Below are 19,615 nucleotides of genomic sequence, written 5' to 3' on the forward strand. Positions count from 1 at the left end.
TTGCTTCCGAAATGATCTTGATCCGGAGCGATGTGAAATACAAGCGATGAACGTACGCAAGGTTCCGATTCACTCTCGAAGGCGCGAAAAGTGTTGCAACGATGCAAGAGTGGAGATGGATTCAGCGAAAAATTGCCGCGGTGCGAACGCGTCATTCCTACTTTCGGCTGATGTCGGCGGTATGTTTCCGACAATGTCGCATGCTCGGGGCGCGTTGAACGGTTTTAATCCGCACGCGACATGCGTTAAACTACGGAGCAGGTGCATTCGAGTTTCAATAGGCGAAACACGGCAGAGAGATCAGAGAGAAGCATGACCGCACAGGACAGCAAGCTCGGCGACACCGACGACAAGATCTTCGTCGGCAAGGGAGACGAGCAGGCATGGCTGACGCTGGCGCTTGCCAATCGCCACGGCCTCGTCACGGGTGCAACCGGGACCGGTAAGACGGTATCGCTGCAAGTCATGGCGGAAGGATTTGCGCGCGCCGGCGTTCCGGTCTTCGCATCCGACATCAAGGGCGACCTCTCCGGCATCTCCGAGGTCGGCGAGGCCAAGGATTTCATTGTCAAGCGTGCCACCGAGATGGGGCTGACGTTCCAGCCCGACCAGTTCTCGACGGTGTTCTGGGACGTGTTCGGCGAACAGGGCCATCCGGTGCGGGCGACCGTCACGGAGATGGGGCCGCTTCTGCTCGCGCGCATGCTCGACCTGAACGACGTGCAGGAAGGAGTGCTCAACGTCGCCTTCCGCGTCGCCGACGACAACGGGCTGACCCTCATCGACATGAAGGATCTGCGCGCGCTGCTCGATGCCATCGTGCCGGATGCCGGCAAGAAGGGGGCGGACGCCGAGGAAAGCCCGCTTGCCGACATCAAGAAGGAGGCTCAGGGTTTTGGCAACGTCACCAAGGCCACCGTCGGCACCATCCAGCGCCAGCTTCTGGTGCTGGAAAACCAGGGCGGCACCAAATTCTTCGGCGAGCCGGCGCTGACGCTGAAGGACTTCATGAAGACCGACCGCGACGGCCGCGGCATGGTCAACATCCTTGTTGCCGACAAGCTGCTGCAGAGTCCACGGCTTTACGCGACATTCCTGCTGTGGATGCTGTCAGAATTGTTCGAGGAGCTGCCCGAGGCCGGCGACCTGCCGAAGCCGAAGCTGGTGTTCTTCTTCGACGAGGCACATCTGTTGTTCAACGACGCGCCGAAGGCGTTGATGGACAAGATCGAGCAGGTGGTGCGTTTGATCCGATCCAAGGGCGTCGGCGTCTATTTCGTGACGCAAAACCCCGTCGACGTGCCCGACCGCGTGCTCGGGCAATTGGGCAACCGCGTGCAGCATGCGCTGCGTGCGTTCACCCCGCGCGACCAGAAGGCGGTCGCCGCAGCGGCCCAGACCTTCCGGCCCAACCCGAAGCTCGACACCGCCAAGGTGATCATGGAGCTCGGCAAGGGCGAGGCGCTGGTGTCCTTCCTCGAAGGCAACGGCACGCCGACGATGGTCGAGCGTGTCATGATTCGGCCGCCATCGGCCCGCATCGGATCGATCACGCCGGAAGAGCGCAAGGCGATCATGGATGCGAGCCCGGTGAAGGGCAAATACGACACCGCTGTCGATGCCGAATCCGCCTACGAGATGATCCAGAAGCGGATTGCCGGCACGGCCGCGACTGCCGATGCCGGTGCGGCCGACGGAGGTGGTGGCGGCATCCTCGGCCAGATCGGCTCGATGGTCGGCACCATCTTCGGCACCAACGTCAAGCGCGGCCGCCTGTCCGCGGGCCAGGTCATTGCGCGCGACGTGACGCGATCGGTCACCAACCAGGTGATCGGGGGGATGGCGGCCAATCTCGGCAAATCGGTCGCCGGCCAGCTCGGTGGCTCGATCGGCCGCACCCTGGTGCGAGGCGCGCTCGGCGGGCTGCTGCGAAGGTAGGCAGGGAAGCCGGATTTGAGGCACTAAAGCCTCCACTGCGTCAAGCCCGGGCATGACGAAATCTCGCGAGTATTTGGATGCGATTGCCCCGCACGCCGGGCGAGGCCGAACACCATAAATTCAGGTGAGGGGGGTTCTCCAAGCGTCCGTCGGTCTGCTACGTGCTATTTGTTGCCGACGGGACATAATGTGACATCACCGAATCTATCAGACAAACTTGGCCCGCACAGAGCCTTGTCGCTACGTGCGCCGCTCGATCTGCTCTTCCTGATCTGCTGCGTCCTCCTGACCGCCGACGTGCTCGTTCCCGAGATATTCGGCCACGGCAAGACCAAGGATTATGGGCTGTGGTACTGGGCCGGACAGCAGGTCCTCCACGGCGGGGCGCTCTATCCCGACGAGATCGGCGAGTATTTCGAATTCATCTATCCACCGCTGCCGGCGATCCTGCTGGCGATCCCGAGCTGGTTCGGCAAGATCCCGCTCTATGTCGTGCTGTCGATCCTGAACGTGGTGGCGTGGTGGTACACGGGCAACTTCTCCAATGCCATGACGGGATCGGGCCGCAGGCCCGGCCCGTGGCTCGAAGCGCTGCCGGCCATGGTCACCGTGACCTTCGTGTTCGACATGTTCGACCTCGGCCAGCCGAACCTCGTGCTGCTGGCGATGATGCTGTGGGGCTTCTGGTCGTTGCAGCATCAGCGCTCCTGGCTCGCAGGCTTCCTGTTCGCGCTCGCCACCGCCATCAAGGTGTTTCCGATCGCGGTGCTGCCCTATCTGATCTGGCGCAGGAAGTGGGCGGCCACCGTCGCGACGGTCGCTTTCACCGGCATCCTTCTCTATGTCGTGCCTGCACCGATCCGCGGCTTCGAGCGCAACGCGGCCGAGCTCAAGACCTGGTATCAGGGCATGGTCGGCACGAGCTCGGAAAAGGGCTTTGGCCAGCGCGACGAGCAGAACTGGTCGTGGGTCAACCAGTCCCTCATTGCCGTCACGCACCGTCTGGTCCGGCCGATCAACTACAATCAGGAGGATCCCAGCAAGCCGCCGCGCACGATGAATGTCATCGACGTCGACTACAAGACGGCGAACTTGATCGTGCTGGCGTTGTCGGCGTTGCTCGGGCTCGGCTTCCTCGCGCTGATGCCGCGGCAAGCGCGGCGAACGGCGCGCTCGGATGCGGAGGAGCTCGGCATCCTGTTCTGCCTGATGACGGTTGCATCGCCGCTGGCGCGGCAATACTACTTCATGTGGCTGTTCTTCCCGATGACGGTGCTGATGCATCGCGCCGCCTTCGACGCGCGACCGAACGTGCGGCTGGGAACCTGGCTCGCGCTGGGCGCCGCCGGCATCCTCATGCTGCTGTCGCTGCCGTGGTTTCCCAATGTCATCCAGGCCTGGGGCAATAACCTTGTCGCGACCGCCATTCTTGCGGGTAGCCTCGCATGGCACATCCGGCATCCGCCGGTTGCGGCTGGCTCCGAGGCGGCGGCAGCGCTAAAACCCGGTACCTCTTGAGACTCAAAAGTCAGGAATACGACCATGGCCAATGCGCAGCTTCAATCGGTGCTCGATCACATCGACAAGGATTTTGACAACAGCCTGGAGCGTCTGTTCTCGCTGTTGCGGATCAAGTCGATCTCTGCGGATCCGGCTTTTGCCGCCGACTGCAAGGCCGCGGCCGAGCATCTCGCCAAGGACATCGCGAGCCTCGGTGTCGCCACTGAAGTGCGCCCGACCGCCGGCCATCCCGCCATCGTCGGCAAGACCGGGGCGGGCGGACGGCCGCATGTGATTTTCTACGGCCATTACGACGTGCAGCCGGTCGATCCGCTCGATCTCTGGCACCGTCCGCCGTTCGAGCCTGCCGTGACCGACCATGCCGACGGCCGCAAGATCATCGTCGCGCGCGGTGCCGAGGACGACAAGGGCCAGGTCATGACCTTCGTCGAGGCCTGCCGCGCCTGGAAGAAAGTGACGGGCTCGCTGCCGATCGACATCACCTTCCTGATCGAAGGCGAGGAGGAGGTCGGCTCCAAGAATTTCGTGCCGTTCATCGAGGCCAACAAGGACGAGTTCAAAGCGGACTACGTGCTGGTCTGCGACACCGGCATGTGGGATCGCAACACGCCCGCGATCACGACGTCGCTGCGCGGTCTGCTCTATGAGGAGCTGAAGATCACCGCCGCCAATCGTGATTTGCATTCCGGCGTGTTCGGCGGCAGCGCGATGAACCCGATCCGGGTGCTGACGAAAATCCTGGGCGGCCTGTTCGACGACGACAACCGCATCACCATCCCCGGCTTCTATGACGGCGTGAAGGATCTGCCGCCCGATATCCTGGAGCAGTGGAAGAAGCTGAACCTCACGCCGGAGATGTTCCTCAAGCCGATCGGTCTGTCGATCCCCGCCGGCGAGAAGGGCCGGCTGCTGATCGAGCAGGCCTCGTCGCGTCCGACCTGCGACGTCAACGGCATCTGGGGCGGCTATATCGGCGAAGGCTCCAAGACGGTGATCCCGTCGCACGCCTCGGCCAAGGTCTCGTTCCGCCTGGTCGAGGGGCAGGACCCCCAGAAGATCCGCAAGGCTTTTCGCGACTACGTGACGGCGCGTATCCCCGGCGACTGCAAGGTCGAGTTCGGCGATCACTCCGCCGCGCCCGCGGTGGCGCTCGACTGGAACATGAAACCGCTCGCGGCCGCCAGCAAGGCGCTGACCGAGGAGTGGGGCAAGGAGACCGTACTGATGGGTTCGGGCGCCTCGATCCCGATCGTCGCCGATTTCAAGCGGACGCTTGGACTCGACTCGCTGCTGGTCGGCTTCGGATTGGACGACGACAACATCCATTCGCCCAACGAGAAGTACGACCTCCGCAGTTTCCAGAAGGGGATCCGCTCCTGGGCGCGGATCCTCGCGGCGCTCGCCGAGGTGAAGTAGGCGCGGTGCCGTAGTGCCGTAGGGTGGGCAAAGCGTAGCGTGCCCACCACTTCCCAGGCGAGCTGCAAGATGGTGGGCACGGCGCTATGCGCCTTTGCCCACCCTACGAGACCTCTCCTCGTCATTGCGAGCGAAGCGAAGCAATCCAGAATCCCGGAAATAGTCTAGATTGCTTCGTCGCTTCGCTCCTCGCAATGACGGCGCAAATAAAAACGCCGCCCGGAATTGGGCGGCGTTTCATTCCGAAACGTGTAGAGGGTGTTGAGACCTACCCTACACCAAATCCGGAAAATCTCAAGACCGGTAGCCCGGAAGCTCGCGGTCGAGCTTGCGCAGCAGCGGCGGCCAGACCAGGTTGGTGGCGCGGAGCTCGGCGCGGTCGCGGTTGGCGAGCAGCTCGGTGTTTTTCTCGATCGCAATCTCCTCGACCGGATAGACCGGCGTGCCCAGCGCGCGCGTGCGCACCTGCATCGAGCAGGCGCGCTCGAGGTGATACATGCGCTCGAACGCGGAGGCGACCGACCGGCCGACCGTCAGCGTGCCGTGGTTACGCAGCAGCATGTGGTTATGGTCGCCGAGGTCTTTCTGCAGCCGCGGCCGCTCGTCGTGGTCGAGTGCGATGCCCTCATAGTCGTGATAGGCGAGGTCGTGGGTGACGAGCTGGGCGGTCTGGTTGAGCGGCAGCAGCCCTTCCGCGCTGCTCGACACCGCGGTGCCGTCGAGCGTGTGGAGATGCAGCACACAGATTGCGTCCTCGCGCACCTCGTGGATCGCCGAATGGATGGTGAAGCCGGCCGGGTTGATGCTGTACTCGCTCTCGGAGAGCTGGTTGCCGTGCAGGTCGACCTTGACGAGGCTCGATGCCGTGATCTCGTCGAACATCAGTCCGTAGGGGTTGATGAGGAAGTGATGGTCGGGGCCGGGCACGCGCGCCGAAATGTGGGTGTCGACCAGATCGTCCCAGCCATACAGCGAGACGAGGCGGTAGCAGGCGGCGAGATTGACCCGTTGCTGCCACTCCGCCTCCGTCATGTTCGACGGCACTTCCTTCAGGCGCGCTTCCGCTGGCGACATGGCTTATCTCTCCGAACATCGTTGTTGCGGGGAGGGAGCGTAGTCGCGGGTGAGGCTGGCGGCAAGGCGGTCAAATCGCAGCAGCCACGCGTAGCCCGCATGGAGCCAACGTAATGCGGGGGCCGCTGTCCCCGGATTTCGCTTCGCTCCATCCGGGCTACAAGGGAGAAGAATTTTACGGCGCCGGGATCGACAGCAGGCTGGAAATGCTGCGGCCGCGGATGTCGTAGACGCGGGCGAACACCACGTCGTCGCGCTTGATCTCGACCAACACGGGCGCGGTGAGGCCCTTGCAGTAGAACTCGCCAAGCGTCATCGCGAAATCGGCCGCGTTGGAATCCCAGCCGATGGTGAAGTCGGGCCCGAGCGCGACCTGGGCCGGGCGCTGCGGACCGCACACCGCGACCTTCCATTTGCGGTTGCCCGGCGCCACTTCCTGCCGCTCGACGATCTGCTCGCGCAATTCGTCCGAGGCCTGCTTCAGCGCAAGGCCCCAATAGTCCAGCATGAAGCGGTCGTCGGCGCCGCGCACGGTGCCGGCGATGTGGTTGAAATGCGTGTACTGATAGGGATGCAGCCGGATCATCTCGGCCAGCGAGAGCGCGAGGCCGAAGCAGAAGGTCGCGAGCACGACGGGCTGCCAGGTGCGGTGGTTGGTGCGCAGGCGCTCCATGGCCCAGGCAAAGGCGACGCCGCCGAGCACCGCCATCGGCGGGATCACGAAGACGAAGTGGCGGATGCCGTTGTACAGCGCCGGCCGCTTCACCATCGCGATCGCGAGCGGCAGGGTCGCCGCCAGCGTCAGCATCAAGAGGATGGTCTTGCGGCGCGCCGGAACCTCGCGGCGCGGCAGCATCGCGAAGGTGCTGACCACGGCGCCGCCCATCAGCACCAGCATGACCTCGGGAAGCTGCAGCGCGAACAGCGTCGGCAGATAGGACCAGGGCATGTCGGGCACGGACACGATTGCGCCGTCGAACATCTCCTTCCAGGGCTTCTCGAAGAAGTGCGAGAAATAGGTCAGGGCCTCGAAGGGATTGCCGGGCTCCATGATCGACCACGGCCAGATCAGGCCCATCACGAGATAGCCGAACACGAGGCCGGGCAGCAGCACGTAGACGACATGGGCGAAGCGGCGGGCTGCTTCGCGGGCGCCTTCGGTGCGCAGTTCCTCCAGGAACAACGGCATGAAGCCGATCATGGCGTAGACCAGCGCGAGGCCGCCGAGGACGCGGCAGCCGAGCGAGAGGCCGGCACCCAGGCCGACGATCAGGATCGTGCGCGGCGACGGCTGCGGATATTCCTCGGCGAGACGGACGAGGCCCAGCATCAGGATGATCATGGCCACCGCGAAGGGCGCATCCTTCGGATTCATGAACATGTGGCCGTAGAAGATCGGGCAGAGCGCGAGCAACAACAGCGCGGCAAGACCGGCAAGGGGCCCGCCGATGCGGCGGCCGAGCCGCCACGTCACCGCAAGCCCGATCACGCCGACCGTGGCGCCGAGCAGGCGTCGCGTCTCGAACAGCTCGAGCGGAATGACCTTGTGCAAGAGAGCCGCGACCATGTCGAAGCCGCCGCCATACATGTAGAGGTTCGCGAAGGAGAGTGCCGCGGTGTCCCTGAAGCCGGAACCGAACATGCGCAGCAGCAGGTCGGCATATTCAGCGTGGGTGTAATCGTCCCAGCCGAGCCCGTAGTCGCGGAAGGTCAAGCCTGCAATGACGGCGACCGCAGCCAGCACCAGCATGGCGAGATCGTCGCAAGTCCGTTCAACCGAGCGCCGCAGAGGCGTGTCGATCGCCGAAGTCGTGATGGATGTCATGGCTATTGGTGACCCGGAATCCCCTCTTGGCCCTGCTGGTGCCCGCGGGCCACTTCCCCGGAATCCCTATAGCGCAGTTCCATTACCAAGTAATTGGGCATTATGGCTAAAATCCTGATGCGACGCAGCAAATCCAGACAGTTGAGAGCAGGTTAGAAGTAGCGGGCGGTAGCTGAAGGGAATGTGAATAAGTCCCTGATATCCTTCCCTTTAGGAACGCAGGCTCTAATTCGCCGTTGGCGTGGAACACCGTATGACGGTATCTTGGCGTAACGGGTGTCGCGCACGGCTGCGCGACCAGGGGTGAGTTCGATGAGCTTGGCATTGTTGATTGTGGGGATTTTCGCCGTCCTGGCGGGCCTCCTTACGATCCTGTTCGGCTTCACCGTTAGGGAGGCCAGCCTCGGCAGCACCCTCATAATCTCCGGCACCATTGGCGTCTGCTCCGGAATGTTACTGGCCGGCCTCTACGTCGTGGTCGTGGAACTGAAGGGCATCGCCCGCCGGTTGGCCGGATCGGCCGCGCCGGGCGAGGTTCGGGTCAGGCCCGTGCTGCCGGGCCTCGCGGTGCCTGGCGCGCCAGTGTCCGAGCCGTTCCCGGCATCGGCGACGAAAACCGAGCCACCACCGGCCGCGGGTCTGCCGCCGTGGCAGAGCGAGGCCGCCGCGCGCGAGCGTCCGCGCGCCGAACCGCCGCCGGAGCCGGAAGCTCCGACACCGCCTGCGGCTCCGGAAGCGCCGCGCCGCCGCAACCTGTTGTTCGCCTCGTCCTCCCGCAAGGAGCGCGAGCGCGCGGAGGCGAAGGCGACAGAGAGCTTGCCGCCGCAGCCTCATGACGAGCCCACGGAACCGGCCGGCCCGGAGAGTCAGCCGGCGAGCTTCGACGATGCCTGGCCGAGGCCGGACCGTATGCGGCCACCGGAACCGCCGGCCGCCGGGCGTCGCCCGCCGCCGCGCTCGCCGTCGATCTTTACCGAGCCCGGCCCGCCGCCGCCTCCCCCCGAACCGACGCCGGTCGAGCAGGCGCCCGTGACCGTGCTCAAATCGGGTATCGTCGACGGCATGGCCTATTCGCTCTATTCCGATGGCTCGATCGAAGCGCAGATGCCGGAAGGCATGATGCGCTTCGCCTCGATCGACGAACTGCGCGCCCATCTCGACCAGCGGTCCTGAGGCCGCCGCGTCCAAGTAGAGCGCCATCGTTCTTGTCACTTCGTCAGTAATCAGCTCATATTCGTCAGTCGTCTTATTTCGGCCGAATGTATTGTTGACACGGAATACTTAGGCGTCGTCTCTCCGGCGAGACGCAAGGTCAGGGAAAGGTCGGGCCCATGTCGGATAACGGGGCTAAGAATTTCATCGAGCTGACGGCGAGCATCGTGTCCGCCTATGTCGGCAACAATCCGACGCCGGCGGCCGATATCCCGAACCTGATCAGCCAGGTGCATGGCGCCTTGGTGCGCGTCTCGTCAGGCCGCACCGAGACCGCGCCGCTCGAGCCGGCCAAGCCGGCGGTGTCGCTGAAGAAGTCGATCGCGCCGGACTACCTGGTCTGTCTGGAAGACGGCAAGCGCTTCAAGTCGCTGAAGCGCCATCTGCGCACCCAGTACAACATGACGCCTGAGCAATATCGCGAGAAATGGGGCCTGCCGGCCGACTATCCCATGGTCGCGCCGAACTACGCGGTGGCGCGCTCGCAATTGGCAAAGCAGATGGGACTGGGGCAGCAGCAGCGGAAGCGGAAGTAGTCGCTTCAGGTGGCTTCCGCGAGCGCCTCTTTCGCGTCGGTCTTGATGCGCTCGACCATCGAGCGCAGGCCGTTGGAACGCTGCGGCGTCAGATGATCGCGAAAGCCGAACTCGTTGAACACCGCGATCGCGTCGGTCGCAAGGATCTGCTGCGGCGTGCGGCCGGAGTAAAGCGAGAGCACGATCGCGACCAGCCCGCGCACGATGTGGGCGTCACTGTCGCCGCGATATTTCAGGATCGGGGCGCCGCCATCGCGATCGACCAGCTTCTGGAGCCAGACCTGGCTGACGCAGCCATTCACCTTGTTCTCGGCCGAATGCTCGGATTCGGGCATCGGTTCCAGGGTGCGGCCGAGCTCGATGACGTACCGGTAGCGGTCGTCCCACTCGTCCAGAAGCTCGAAATTGTCCCTGATTTCGTCGATCGTCGTCATGCTGGCCCAATGTTCCCGTTCAGGCCAATATAAGGATGCGAGGACGCGAAATCGATAGGGTTTGGGCGCTAATTCGCCGGCGCCGCCGCAGGGCCGCGCCATTCCAGCGCGAGGTCGTCCTGGCTCAGGGTGTCGCGCGGCGCCTCGCCCGAGGCGGCATCGCCTTCGCCGGCCAGCGCGATCGAGCCGGTATGATCGGGCGCCTTCTTGTCGGTCTTATCGAGCTGCTCTTTCTTGTCGTTGATGATCTGGTAGATCTTCTTCGCGCCGTCCTGTGCGCGCTGGCCGATGATGGTCGCGGCCTGTCCGCCGACCTCGCAGGCCGCCGGCTGGCGCTTGCAGAACTGGGTCACGTCGGAGACGGCCGCGGTCGCAGCCTGCACCGCATCGGCGGCGCCGATCTGCGGCAGCTTGTCCGATTCGGGCGTCTTGTCCCGCGGCAGGAGCACCAGCACCAGCCCGAGCCAGAATGTGATGCGGAGCAGAAAGCGCATCTTATCGACCTGTATGTTAGATCCCGCCGCGGCGATGCCCGCGAGGCGCCGGACCTAGCAACTCTCGATAAATCGCAAGTGATTGCCTTCCGCTTAATTCGCGGAAAATCTACGCAAGAATCTTCCCGAACCGCCACGTCGTAAATTTTCGATTGACGCCGGAGCCCCGTGATTTCGGTGGCGCCGCTTGTCCACCAATTCGAAACCATGCGGGGACTGGTGAAACCCTGTGTTCACCATCCCCGATGATGACGTGGTCAAATCGCCTAAAAATCTCAGCGATGACACAGTGTCCGGCGGCGGGCCGCATCGCCTTAGCACTCGTTTAAGGTCGCTCTGACACGGTGGCTCAACGATAAGGAGGCGTTCCGGCACGTCTTCTCGACGAGTGGGCCGAAGCGCGAGACCCGTGACAGTTTTGAGTATCATCCGCGATTGTCTCGATGCACTGCTGCATCCCTCCGCGCGTTACGACGCGCTGACGCGAGCGCGCCATCGTGCCTTCATGGCGCCGCGGCTGCTCGGCAGCCTGGCCGCGTTTGCCGCATTCCCGGTCTATCTCGCCACGCGCGGCGCGCCGAGCGCGATCGAGGTCGCCGCCTTCGCGTGGCTGATCGCCCCCATTCTCCTGTCATGGTTCCTGTCGCGCACCGGCCGCTATGAAGGCGCCCATGTGCTGTCGTCGCTGGCGCTCGCCGGCCTGATCATGGCGGTTGCCGGCACCACCGGCGGCATCGAATCATTCGCCGCGATCTGGCTGGTCGTGGTTCCCCTGGAAGCCGCGCTGTCGGCCTCGCGCCGCGTCGCGGCCTTCGCCTCCCTGCTTGCGCTGTCCTGCGCCGGCGTCCTGATCCTTGCCGGCCAGCTCGGCTGGCTGCCGGCCGGAGACGCCAGCTCCGCACAACGCGGCGTGCTGATGGCGTTCGGCGTCGCCTCGGCGACGCTCTATGCCGCGGGCCTCGCCTTCGGTGCGGAATCGCTCGCGCGCACCAGCGTTGCTCTGCTGTTGCGCGAGGAAGAGCGCTATCGCCTGCTGGCGCGCAACATGAGCGACGTCATCTCGCGGCATCGGCGCAACGGCGCTGTGCAATTCATCTCGCCGGCGGTGGAAGCCATGCTCGGCATGCCTGTCGCGCAGCTGCTCGGCCACGGCCTGTTCGACCGCGTCCATGTCGCCGATCGTCCGGCCTATCTCACCGCGCTCTCCGATGCCGCCCGCGGCGACGTGCGCAGCGTCGAGTTCCGGCTGCGGCGGGAGCCGGCCGGATCGGAGCGTGGCCAGGTTGATTTCATCTGGGTCGAGATGCGCTGCCGGCCGCTCGACCAGGATATCGGCCGCCAGGATATTGACGGTGACGCCACGCGCGAGGCGGAAGTCGTCGGCGTGATGCGCGACGTCACCGATCGCAAGCTCGCGGAGCAGGCGCTCGATCAGGCGCGCAGCGCCGCGGAAGCGGCCGATGCCGCCAAGACCCGCTTCCTCGCCACCATGAGCCACGAGCTGCGCACGCCGCTCAACGCCATCATCGGCTTCTCCGAGATGATCGCGCAGGAGCAGACCCTGATGCTGGGTGCGGCCCAGCGCAAGGAATACGCCCAGCTCATCAACGATTCCGGCCAGCATCTGCTGTCGGTCGTCAACGGCATCCTCGATATGTCGAAGATGGAATCGGGCAATTTCGAGATTGCGTCGGAACCGTTCGCGCCGCGCGCCTCTCTGATGCATTGCTGCAATCTGCTGGCGCTGAAGGCGCGGGAGAACGGCATCGACCTCATCACCGATGCGCCGCAGGACCTGCCTGTCATGACCGGCGATCCGCGCGCCTTCAAGCAGATCGTGCTCAATCTCGTCGCCAACGCCATCAAGTTCACCGAGCGCGGCGGTCAGGTCACCGTATCGGCCGCGGTGTCCGGATCGCAGCTCGCGCTGCGCATCAGCGACACCGGTGTCGGCATTGCGGCGGATGATCTCAAGCGCATCGGCGCGCCGTTCTTCCAGGCCGGAAAGACTTATCAACGTCGTCACGAGGGCACGGGTCTCGGACTTTCGATCGTGAAGAGTCTGGTGGCGTTGCATCTCGGCGAATTGACTGTACAAAGCAGGCTCGGCGAGGGCACCTCCGTCACCGTCAGATTGCCGCTCGTCTACACGCCGCCGCAGGCCAAGACGTCCGATAGAATGGCGGCCGAGAGCAAGATCGCGACGCTGACGCCGGTGCCGCGCCAGGAGCTTCAGGACCAATCTCACGACCAACCCGCTCTGGTGAAGAAAAGTGCCTAAGAAGTCTGCCAAGGACGAAGCCGCTCCGCGCCGCCGTGGCTCCAAGGCCGCGGTCATTGATGTCGAGACCGAGCGCAATCTTGCGATGCGCATCCTGCTGTACAGTCCCAAGGACACGCTGGCCGGTCTCGTCGCCGTCGCCGCAGTCAGCGCGATCGTTGCCAACGCGCTGTTCCTTCAGACCGGCCGGCATCCGGCGCCGATGTTCGGCACAGTGATCAATCTTCCCGCGCCGTCGTCCGTGCCGCTGTCGAACCCCTTGCCGCGTCCGCGCCCCGTCGGCGCGGATACCTCGCCGCTGGAGCCGAGAGCGACGGAATTCCGCGCCGAGCCCAAGCCTGTCGAGCGCGCCGCCGAGAAGGCCCCCGAGAAGCCGGTCGAGGCGACGGCATCGACGCCGCGCGCGGGCGATCCGATGACCAATCTGGTCAAGCAAACGACGTCGGCGCCGCCGCAATCCGTCGCCATCGCGCGTCCGCCGGCGCCGATTCCCGTCGCGCAGAGTCCGGCCGCGCGGCGTATCGCCGGCGTGCAGCGCGCGCTGTCCGAATACGGCTATGGCAATTTGAAGATCACGGGCACGATGGGCGCAGAGACGCAGTCCGCGATCCAGAAATTCGAGCGCGAGCACAAGATGCAGGTGACGGGTCAGGTCTCCGACCGCCTGCTGCGCGAGCTCGGAGCCGCGATCGGCCACCCCGTCGAATAAGCGTCATTGTTGTGCGAAGGCTGGTGCTGATTGCAGCACTGGCCTATCGTGCTCTTCATGCGTTTGAAATCAAACATTTGGGTTTCCGCCTACCTGCGCCGGTGCCAGACCGAAGGCGTGTTCGGGGCGGTGCGTCGTCGCGGTGCCGAGGAGGCGGGCGCGGTATTCGTGAAGGTGTCGCTGCTCGACGGCAACGCGATGCTGTACGTACCGGCGCCGCAGACCGTCTATGACGACGGCCGGCCGGTCGATCGCTTCTTCGTGCCACTTGCCGCGCAGCCGATGCCTGAGCCAGCGGTCGAGGAGCGCCTCACCAAGGAAATCCGCTTCGATCCGGACGCCTGGATCGTCGAGACCGAGGACCGCAAAGGTCGTCACTTCCTCGAATTGGCGAAGACCTAGCGGTCCGATCCGTCGGTGCCCGTCCGCACCGCGGGCGCGGAGCCCGGCTGCACGCCCGGCCGGGTCTGGCTGGCGCCCGCACGCGCGCGCTGGCGTTCGCTGTCATGCAGCGACGACTGGTATTTTGCGCGCGTGACCGCGAGCGTCGAGCCGCGCCAGGCCGCCAGCATCACCAGCGCGGAGCGGTCGTTGAGCCGGTCGTAGAGCCGCGACAACCGGTACACCGCATCGACCGACGTGCCGATCTCCGGCTTGAAGAACAGGAGGATGCGCTGGAAGTTCGGGCTCGGCATGTCGAGCGCGCGCGCGGCGACCGCGAGCGCTTCGCCGCCGGCATCGTCGACGATCTGGGCGGCGACGCGCGAGGGCAGGATCAGGCTGTCGCCGAGCTCGTAGGTGAAATTCTCGACATCGTTGGCGATTGCCGCCATCTCCAGGATCTGGATCGCACGCTTGGCACGCACGGTCGGAATCCGCGGCGCGGCCTTCAGCGGGGTCTGCGCCAGATTGTGCAGGACCAGCGCGCGCTGGGTCGCATCGGCGCGGAAGAACATGTCGTGGATCTCGGCCGCTTCCTTCGGCTGCATCGCCATGTTGGCGGCCATGCGCAACTCGGCGTCGGTCGGCGTGCGAGCTGGCGAAGCCGCCCGCGGGGAGCTGCGAATTTCGCGCGCGAGCGGAACCCTGCGGCCTTCCTGGGTCGCAACCAGCCCGAGTTTCTGCAGGACCGGGACGGGCGTCTGCGGATAGATTGCAAGCTTCGCCTTGACGGCCGCGCGCGTCGCATCGTCGACCTGGTCGATCAGCCGCGTCGCAAGCTCGATGAACTGGCGCTGCTCGTCGTCGCTGTGGGTGGGCGCCTGGACATAGAGGTCCGTCAGCACGCGCAGCAGCGTCGGGCGAACATCAACGCCTTCGCGACGGGAGAGGCTCATCAGCCCGTCGAATCCGGGAAACAGCGACTTGGTCATGGAGAGATACGCGACCTGGAAAAGATACTCGTCCGCGAGCCTAACGCAGGTTCCTTTAAAGGCTCGTTAAGGAAAACGAGGCGTGAAGTCGACCCCATCATTTCAGGTGTTGTCGTCCCGCAACGGGACGCGGGAGGCCGCCCGTGAAGTTACGGTCCGGAAGGCGCGTTTACACCCCGTTAACCATGAACTGATCTTAATGAACGCACGTTGCACCAGCGCGCTCGGTCGCGCGGCAATTGATAGAGAGCTGATATGGGGACCATTATCGAATTTCCGGCCGGTCGCCGGGCAGGCTCGTCGGGGGATGCCACGCCGCGTACGGAAACGGGAACGATTCTGATCCTCCCCGTGATCCGCATCGAGCGCCAGACGGAAGAAACCAGCGGCGATCGCGGGCCGGAGCAGGGCACAGCGCCGGGGCGCCGTCGTCGTCGCCGCTAGCATCCGGCTTTTGCAATGCCGGATGCCATCCGCCAGATTCGGCCTGTCGTAACGGCCGTCCTGCTCGCACTCGTCGGTGCGACGCTCGGCGCGTGCAGCGGCGGCGATTTCGGCCGCACCCGCGCTGACATGCGCAGCGACGACATGCATCGCTGGCTCGGGGCCGAGGCCACCGGCAGCGTCGGCCTGAAGTCGTCCCAATTCCAGCTCACCGACGCGGAGCGCCAGCTTCGCGATCTCGCCTATCCCATGATCGAGCCGCCGCTGTCGCGGCCCGCCTGGAAGAGCGTATTCGGCGACTACAAGGCGCTGCCGTCGCCCTGGCAGCAGAAGGTCGTGTTCGACCGCACCATGTATGGGCGCACGCTGATCGACGAGCCGCATCGCTCGCATTCCTCGCGCTATGCGCAGCTGATCGAGGACGTGCGCAACGACATCACCCGTTTCGAGCCGTTCTTCGGCTCCGCGATCCGCGTCATCGATCTCGACAGGAAGCGCGATGCGACCATGGCGCGCGTCTCCGAGCTCTCGCCAAGGGAGAGGGAGGATGCGGTCGCGCGCATGCGGGAAAACTCGCTGATCATCCAGTGGGTGCAGCTCTGCCTCGAGCAGCGCGTCTCGTCCTATCGCTGGGCGCTGGAACGTCTGGTGATCCAGGCGCCCGACGGCATGGCCGCCGATGCCGACCGCCTGATCGGCGAACTCGCAGCCCAGACCGCCAACCCGCCGGTCGCGGCCCAGCCGCCCTATGGCCGCGCAGTCATCTCGAAGGGCTAGGACTTCCTGCGTTTGTTGCGCCGTGGGCCGGTCGGATCCGGCTTGCGCCGCTGCTTCTGAAGTTTCCCGACAAAGTCTTTCAGCGCATCCGCCAGCGGCACTGATGCGCGATAGGCGAGGCCGACCTCGCGTTTGACCCTGACCTCGATCTCGCGCACCGCGACGTCGGGATTGCCGCGCGCCACGCCTTCCGGGACGATGGCAATGCCGACGCCAGCCGCAACCAGCGCCATCGCCCAATCCTCCGATTGCGCGATCGCCGCGGTCTGCCTTCGTTGTGAACTCTGACCGAAGAATTCGCTTTGCTCGCAATGGCAGCGGTCGATCAGAGGGACGCCGGCGAGATCGGCAGCCCGCAGCTTCTCCTTCAGCGTCAGCGGATGCGAGGGCGGCAGTGCGGCGACATAGCGCTCGCTCCACAGCGCGACGAAATGCTCGTCGGCGCGGAGCATGCTCTTCGAGATGATGCGCGCATCGGCGCGCTCGTCGCTGCCGACGAGGCGGAGCGCGATGTCGGTGCGCGCCGTCAGCGGCTTCAGCAGCGCGATCGTTCGGGGGATGTCGAGCGTGCGCATCAGTCCCAGCGTGACGGTGGTCTTCGTATTCGGCTTCCTGAACAGGCTGCGTGCGGCGTCCGCCTCGTCGATGATGCGGCGGGCCAGCGCATGAAACTGCTCGGCTGAGGCGGTCGGCGCGACGCCCTTCTTGTGCCGGATGAACAGCGTGGTGCCGAGCTCGGCCTCCAGATGGGTGATCGCGGTCGAGATCGACGGCTGCGACACGAAGCATGCGCGCGCCGCCGCGGTCAGATTGCGCTCGCGGTACACGGCGGCGAAGTAGCGAAGCTCGCGGATGTCCATAGGATGAGCCTAGAGATCGTATCAATATTAAATATTTTACCTATAGATCGCCCGGTGGCAAGAACGCCCTGCTCACAACAGCAGGAACGCGCGATGAAGATCCACCACCTCAACACCGGCACGATGTGCCCGATCGGCCGCCGCCTGGTGAACGGCACCGGCGGCCTGTTCCAGCGCGCGCGCCTGGTCTGCCATTGCCTGCTGGTCGAGACCGGGGACGGCCTCGCTCTGGTCGACACCGGCATCGGTCTCGGCGATATCGCAACGCCCAATCGGCTGGGTGGCCGATGGCTGCGCCAGACCGCGCCAAGGCTGGACCCGGCGGAGACGGCGGTCGAGCAGGTGAAGGCGCTCGGCTACTCACCCGGCGATGTGCGCCACGTGCTGCTGACGCATCTCGACCGCGACCACGCCGGCGGCGTGCCGGACTTTCCCCATGCCGCGATCCACGTCCACCGCGCCGAATACGACATGGCGGTGCTACGCAAGCCTGCGCCGCCTGAAGGGCGCTATGTCACGGGGCAGTGGAGCCATGGGCCGGGCTGGACATTCTATGGCGAGGCCGGCGAGGACTGGTTCGGCTTCAAGGGCGTGCGCGCGCTCGGCGACAAGGAAGCCGACATCCTGATGATCCCGCTCGTCGGCCACACGCTCGGCCATTGCGGCATCGCGGTGCGATCAGCTGACAAATGGCTGCTGCATGCCGGCGACAGCTATTTCCACCACGCCCAGCTCGACCCATCGCCGCGCGTGCCGTTGATGCTGGGTTACTTCCAGCGCCGCGGCGACATGGATCGCAAGATGCGGATCGCCAACCAGGCGCGGCTGCGCGCGCTGAAGCTGACCCACGGCGACCGCGTGAGCATCGTCAACAGCCACGATCCCGTCGCCTATGAAAGCTGCCGCTGCGCTGCGCATTAGGGTGTCGAAGCCGGGCCGCCGGCCGCAAGCTCACGCGTGATCCAGTCGGCGAAAACCCGGATCGGTCGACGCTGCCGGCTTGCGCGTGGAAAAACGAGATGGTGGCCGACATAACGGATGTCGACCGAGCGTCCCGCAAGGGGCGCAACCAGCCGCTTTGTCGCGATTTCCCGTTCGGCCAGTCGTGTTGATTCCAGCGTCACGCCGAGGCCGCTCGAAGCCATCGCGATCGCCAGGAAGCTGCGATCGAAGCGCATGCCGTGAATGGCCGGCGCTTCGAGCCCGTTTGCGGTGAACCATTGGTGCCACTGCACCTGCTTCACGTCCGAGCGGATCAACACCTGGACGAGCAGGTCCTTCGGTTTGCGAATTTTTTTCGCGAGTTCGGGCGTGCATAAGGGCGTTACGGTCTCTTCGCCCAACGGAATGACCTCGACGCCCTCCGCCCTCGGCTGGCCGTACACGATGTCGATGTCGAAGTCGTCGTTGCTGAACCGGGCATATTCCGTGTTGGCGGCGAGTCGGACCTCGAGCTTCGGCTCGGCGGCCATGAAGCGGGCGAGGCGCGGCGCGAGCCACTGGGCGGCAAAGCTCGGGGCGCAGTGCACCCTCAGCAATTGCGGTCCGCGGCCCGCGACCTCTTCGATGCCCCGGCGCAGATTGTCGAACGCGGCGCCGGCGTGACGCATCAGGTTCTCGCCCGCCGGTGTCAGGCGGACAGCCCGGGCGCTGCGCTCGAACAAGGTCGTGCTCATCGCGCTTTCGAGCTTGCGAATGGCGTGGCTCACCGCGCTCGGGGTGAGATGAAGCTCGTTCGCCGCATCCCGGAACGAGCCGGTGCGTGCGGCCGCCTCGAAGGCGCGGATGGACGATATCGGGATACTGGACAGCAGCATCCGACAAGTGAACCAAATTCATCCATGCAAGACAACAGCGCGTTTGTGGGAAATCGGGCGGGGGCATAATCAACCGGGTCAAGAACAGCGGCGCCTTTTGGGGTGCCCGGCAACAGCCATTCAGGGAGGAGTAGATGCTGCTACGCGGCAAGACTGCAATCATTACCGGAGCGGCCTCTCCGCGGGGCATTGGACTTGCAACCGCCCGCCGCTTTGCGGCCGAAGGGGCCCGGGTCGCCATTCTCGATATCGACGGCCCTGCGGCGGAAGCAGCCGCGCGCAGCATCGAATCCAGCGCCGGCGAGCCGCATCTCGGACTCGCCTGCAACGTGGCCGACAGGGAAACCTGCATCAGGGCCGTCGAGGCGGTCATCGCGAAATTCGGCCAGATCGACATCCTCATCAACAACGCGGGCGTGACCCAGCCCGTGAAGCTCCTCGACATCAAGCCCGAGGATTGGGACCGCATCCAGGACGTCAATCTCAAGGGCATCCTGTTCCTGTCGCAGGCCGTGATCCCGCACATGCAGAAGCGCAAGAGCGGATCGATCGCATGCATGTCGTCGGTCTCCGCCCAGCGCGGCGGCGGCATCTTCGGCGGACCACACTATTCGGCGGCAAAGGCCGGCGTGCTCGGGCTCGCCAAGGCGATGGCACGCGAGTTCGGCCCCGATGGCATCCGCGTCAACTGCGTGACACCGGGCTTGATCGGGACCGACATCACCGCCGGCAAGCTCACTGACGAGATGCGGGCGAAGATCCTCGAGGGAATTCCGCTCGGCCGGCTCGGCGAGGCCGCCGACGTCGCCGGGATCTATACCTTCCTCGCCTCCGACCTCTCGGCCTACGTGACTGGTGCGGTCATCGACGTGAACGGCGGCATGCTGATCCACTGAGCGGAGGG

19 protein-coding genes are annotated in these 19,615 nt (G+C 65.0%); 12 read left to right on the forward strand and 7 right to left on the reverse strand.

Annotated features, from left to right (window positions below; translation table 11 throughout):
• Positions 1-312 precede the first annotated feature (312 nt).
• The 3 genes from ABIA90_RS00485 (at position 313) to ABIA90_RS00495 (ending at position 4,875) form a co-directional block, all read left to right on the forward strand.
• Positions 313-1,938 (forward strand): helicase HerA-like domain-containing protein, encoded by a 1,626-nt coding sequence (locus ABIA90_RS00485; protein WP_063984592.1) that lies wholly within the window; start codon positions 313-315, stop codon positions 1,936-1,938.
• Between the two features lie 234 nt (positions 1,939-2,172).
• Entirely contained in the window at positions 2,173-3,456 is a 1,284-nt protein-coding gene (locus ABIA90_RS00490) for a glycosyltransferase family 87 protein (RefSeq protein ID WP_354116897.1), read from the forward strand.
• A 24-nt stretch (positions 3,457-3,480) separates the two neighbouring features.
• Complete coding sequence (locus ABIA90_RS00495) at positions 3,481-4,875, forward strand: M20/M25/M40 family metallo-hydrolase (RefSeq protein ID WP_354116898.1); 1,395 nt, start codon at positions 3,481-3,483, stop codon at positions 4,873-4,875.
• A gap of 294 nt (positions 4,876-5,169) precedes the next feature.
• Here the strand turns inward: ABIA90_RS00495 and ABIA90_RS00500 are convergent, their stop codons facing one another.
• On the reverse strand, positions 5,170-5,949 hold the full coding sequence (locus ABIA90_RS00500; RefSeq protein ID WP_028153549.1) for a class II aldolase/adducin family protein: 780 nt from the start codon (positions 5,947-5,949) through the stop codon (positions 5,170-5,172).
• Between the two features lie 175 nt (positions 5,950-6,124).
• Entirely contained in the window at positions 6,125-7,774 is a 1,650-nt protein-coding gene (locus ABIA90_RS00505; protein WP_354116899.1) for a glycosyltransferase family 39 protein, read from the reverse strand.
• Between the two features lie 312 nt (positions 7,775-8,086).
• On the opposite strand from ABIA90_RS00505, the gene ABIA90_RS00510 reads away from it, so the two are divergent.
• Complete coding sequence (locus tag ABIA90_RS00510; RefSeq protein WP_354116900.1) at positions 8,087-8,947, forward strand: DUF308 domain-containing protein; 861 nt, start codon at positions 8,087-8,089, stop codon at positions 8,945-8,947.
• A 158-nt stretch (positions 8,948-9,105) separates the two neighbouring features.
• Positions 9,106-9,522 carry a Ros/MucR family transcriptional regulator gene (locus tag ABIA90_RS00515; RefSeq protein WP_063984587.1) on the forward strand — a complete coding sequence of 139 codons (417 nt, stop codon included), beginning with the start codon at positions 9,106-9,108 and terminating at the stop codon, positions 9,520-9,522.
• A gap of 5 nt (positions 9,523-9,527) precedes the next feature.
• Here the strand turns inward: ABIA90_RS00515 and ABIA90_RS00520 are convergent, their stop codons facing one another.
• Together ABIA90_RS00520 and ABIA90_RS00525 are read right to left on the reverse strand one after the other, a co-directional pair.
• On the reverse strand, positions 9,528-9,956 hold the full coding sequence (locus ABIA90_RS00520; protein ID WP_028149946.1) for a SufE family protein: 429 nt from the start codon (positions 9,954-9,956) through the stop codon (positions 9,528-9,530).
• A 68-nt stretch (positions 9,957-10,024) separates the two neighbouring features.
• Positions 10,025-10,450, reverse strand: coding sequence for a DUF5330 domain-containing protein (locus ABIA90_RS00525; protein WP_354116901.1), 426 nt, complete (start codon positions 10,448-10,450; stop codon positions 10,025-10,027).
• 409 nt (positions 10,451-10,859) lie between these two features.
• Between ABIA90_RS00525 and ABIA90_RS00530 the strand changes: the two genes are divergently transcribed.
• Genes ABIA90_RS00530 through ABIA90_RS00540 form a run of 3 tightly spaced genes read left to right on the forward strand, consistent with a single transcriptional unit; the run spans position 10,860 to position 13,842 of the window.
• The gene (locus tag ABIA90_RS00530) at positions 10,860-12,731 is read left to right on the forward strand and encodes a PAS domain-containing sensor histidine kinase (RefSeq protein ID WP_166098565.1); all 1,872 of its coding nucleotides are present in this window, start codon (positions 10,860-10,862) and stop codon (positions 12,729-12,731) included.
• The gene (locus ABIA90_RS00535; protein WP_354116902.1) at positions 12,724-13,440 is read left to right on the forward strand and encodes a peptidoglycan-binding domain-containing protein; all 717 of its coding nucleotides are present in this window, start codon (positions 12,724-12,726) and stop codon (positions 13,438-13,440) included. The genes ABIA90_RS00530 and ABIA90_RS00535 overlap by 8 nt, the downstream gene beginning before the upstream one ends.
• A 57-nt stretch (positions 13,441-13,497) precedes the next feature.
• A complete protein-coding gene (locus ABIA90_RS00540; RefSeq protein WP_063986550.1) occupies positions 13,498-13,842 on the forward strand; it encodes a DUF1491 family protein in 345 nt (114 codons plus the stop codon).
• On the opposite strand, the gene ABIA90_RS00545 is transcribed toward ABIA90_RS00540, so the two are convergent.
• Positions 13,839-14,813, reverse strand: a complete 975-nt coding sequence (locus ABIA90_RS00545; protein ID WP_354116903.1) for a DUF2336 domain-containing protein — start codon at positions 14,811-14,813, stop codon at positions 13,839-13,841. The genes ABIA90_RS00540 and ABIA90_RS00545 overlap by 4 nt on opposite strands.
• 255 nt (positions 14,814-15,068) lie before the next feature.
• Between ABIA90_RS00545 and ABIA90_RS00550 the strand changes: the two genes are divergently transcribed.
• Together ABIA90_RS00550 and ABIA90_RS00555 are read left to right on the forward strand one after the other, a co-directional pair.
• On the forward strand, positions 15,069-15,257 hold the full coding sequence (locus ABIA90_RS00550) for a hypothetical protein (protein ID WP_014496746.1): 189 nt from the start codon (positions 15,069-15,071) through the stop codon (positions 15,255-15,257).
• Positions 15,258-15,272: 15 nt separating this feature from the next.
• Positions 15,273-16,034 (forward strand): hypothetical protein, encoded by a 762-nt coding sequence (locus ABIA90_RS00555; RefSeq protein ID WP_085402711.1) that lies wholly within the window; start codon positions 15,273-15,275, stop codon positions 16,032-16,034.
• On the opposite strand, the gene ABIA90_RS00560 is transcribed toward ABIA90_RS00555, so the two are convergent.
• Entirely contained in the window at positions 16,031-16,894 is an 864-nt protein-coding gene (locus ABIA90_RS00560; protein ID WP_354116904.1) for a LysR family transcriptional regulator, read from the reverse strand. The genes ABIA90_RS00555 and ABIA90_RS00560 overlap by 4 nt on opposite strands.
• A 93-nt stretch (positions 16,895-16,987) precedes the next feature.
• Between ABIA90_RS00560 and ABIA90_RS00565 the strand changes: the two genes are divergently transcribed.
• Positions 16,988-17,815, forward strand: a complete 828-nt coding sequence (locus ABIA90_RS00565) for an MBL fold metallo-hydrolase (RefSeq protein WP_354116905.1) — start codon at positions 16,988-16,990, stop codon at positions 17,813-17,815.
• Here the strand turns inward: ABIA90_RS00565 and ABIA90_RS00570 are convergent.
• Positions 17,812-18,708, reverse strand: a complete 897-nt coding sequence (locus tag ABIA90_RS00570; protein ID WP_354117606.1) for a LysR substrate-binding domain-containing protein — start codon at positions 18,706-18,708, stop codon at positions 17,812-17,814. The genes ABIA90_RS00565 and ABIA90_RS00570 overlap by 4 nt on opposite strands.
• A gap of 137 nt (positions 18,709-18,845) precedes the next feature.
• Between ABIA90_RS00570 and ABIA90_RS00575 the strand changes: the two genes are divergently transcribed.
• The gene (locus tag ABIA90_RS00575) at positions 18,846-19,607 is read left to right on the forward strand and encodes an SDR family NAD(P)-dependent oxidoreductase (RefSeq protein WP_071915650.1); all 762 of its coding nucleotides are present in this window, start codon (positions 18,846-18,848) and stop codon (positions 19,605-19,607) included.
• Positions 19,608-19,615: the final 8 nt, after the last annotated feature.

The organism is Bradyrhizobium sp. LA6.8, from assembly GCF_040547935.1.
Lineage (GTDB): Bacteria > Pseudomonadota > Alphaproteobacteria > Rhizobiales > Xanthobacteraceae > Bradyrhizobium > Bradyrhizobium barranii.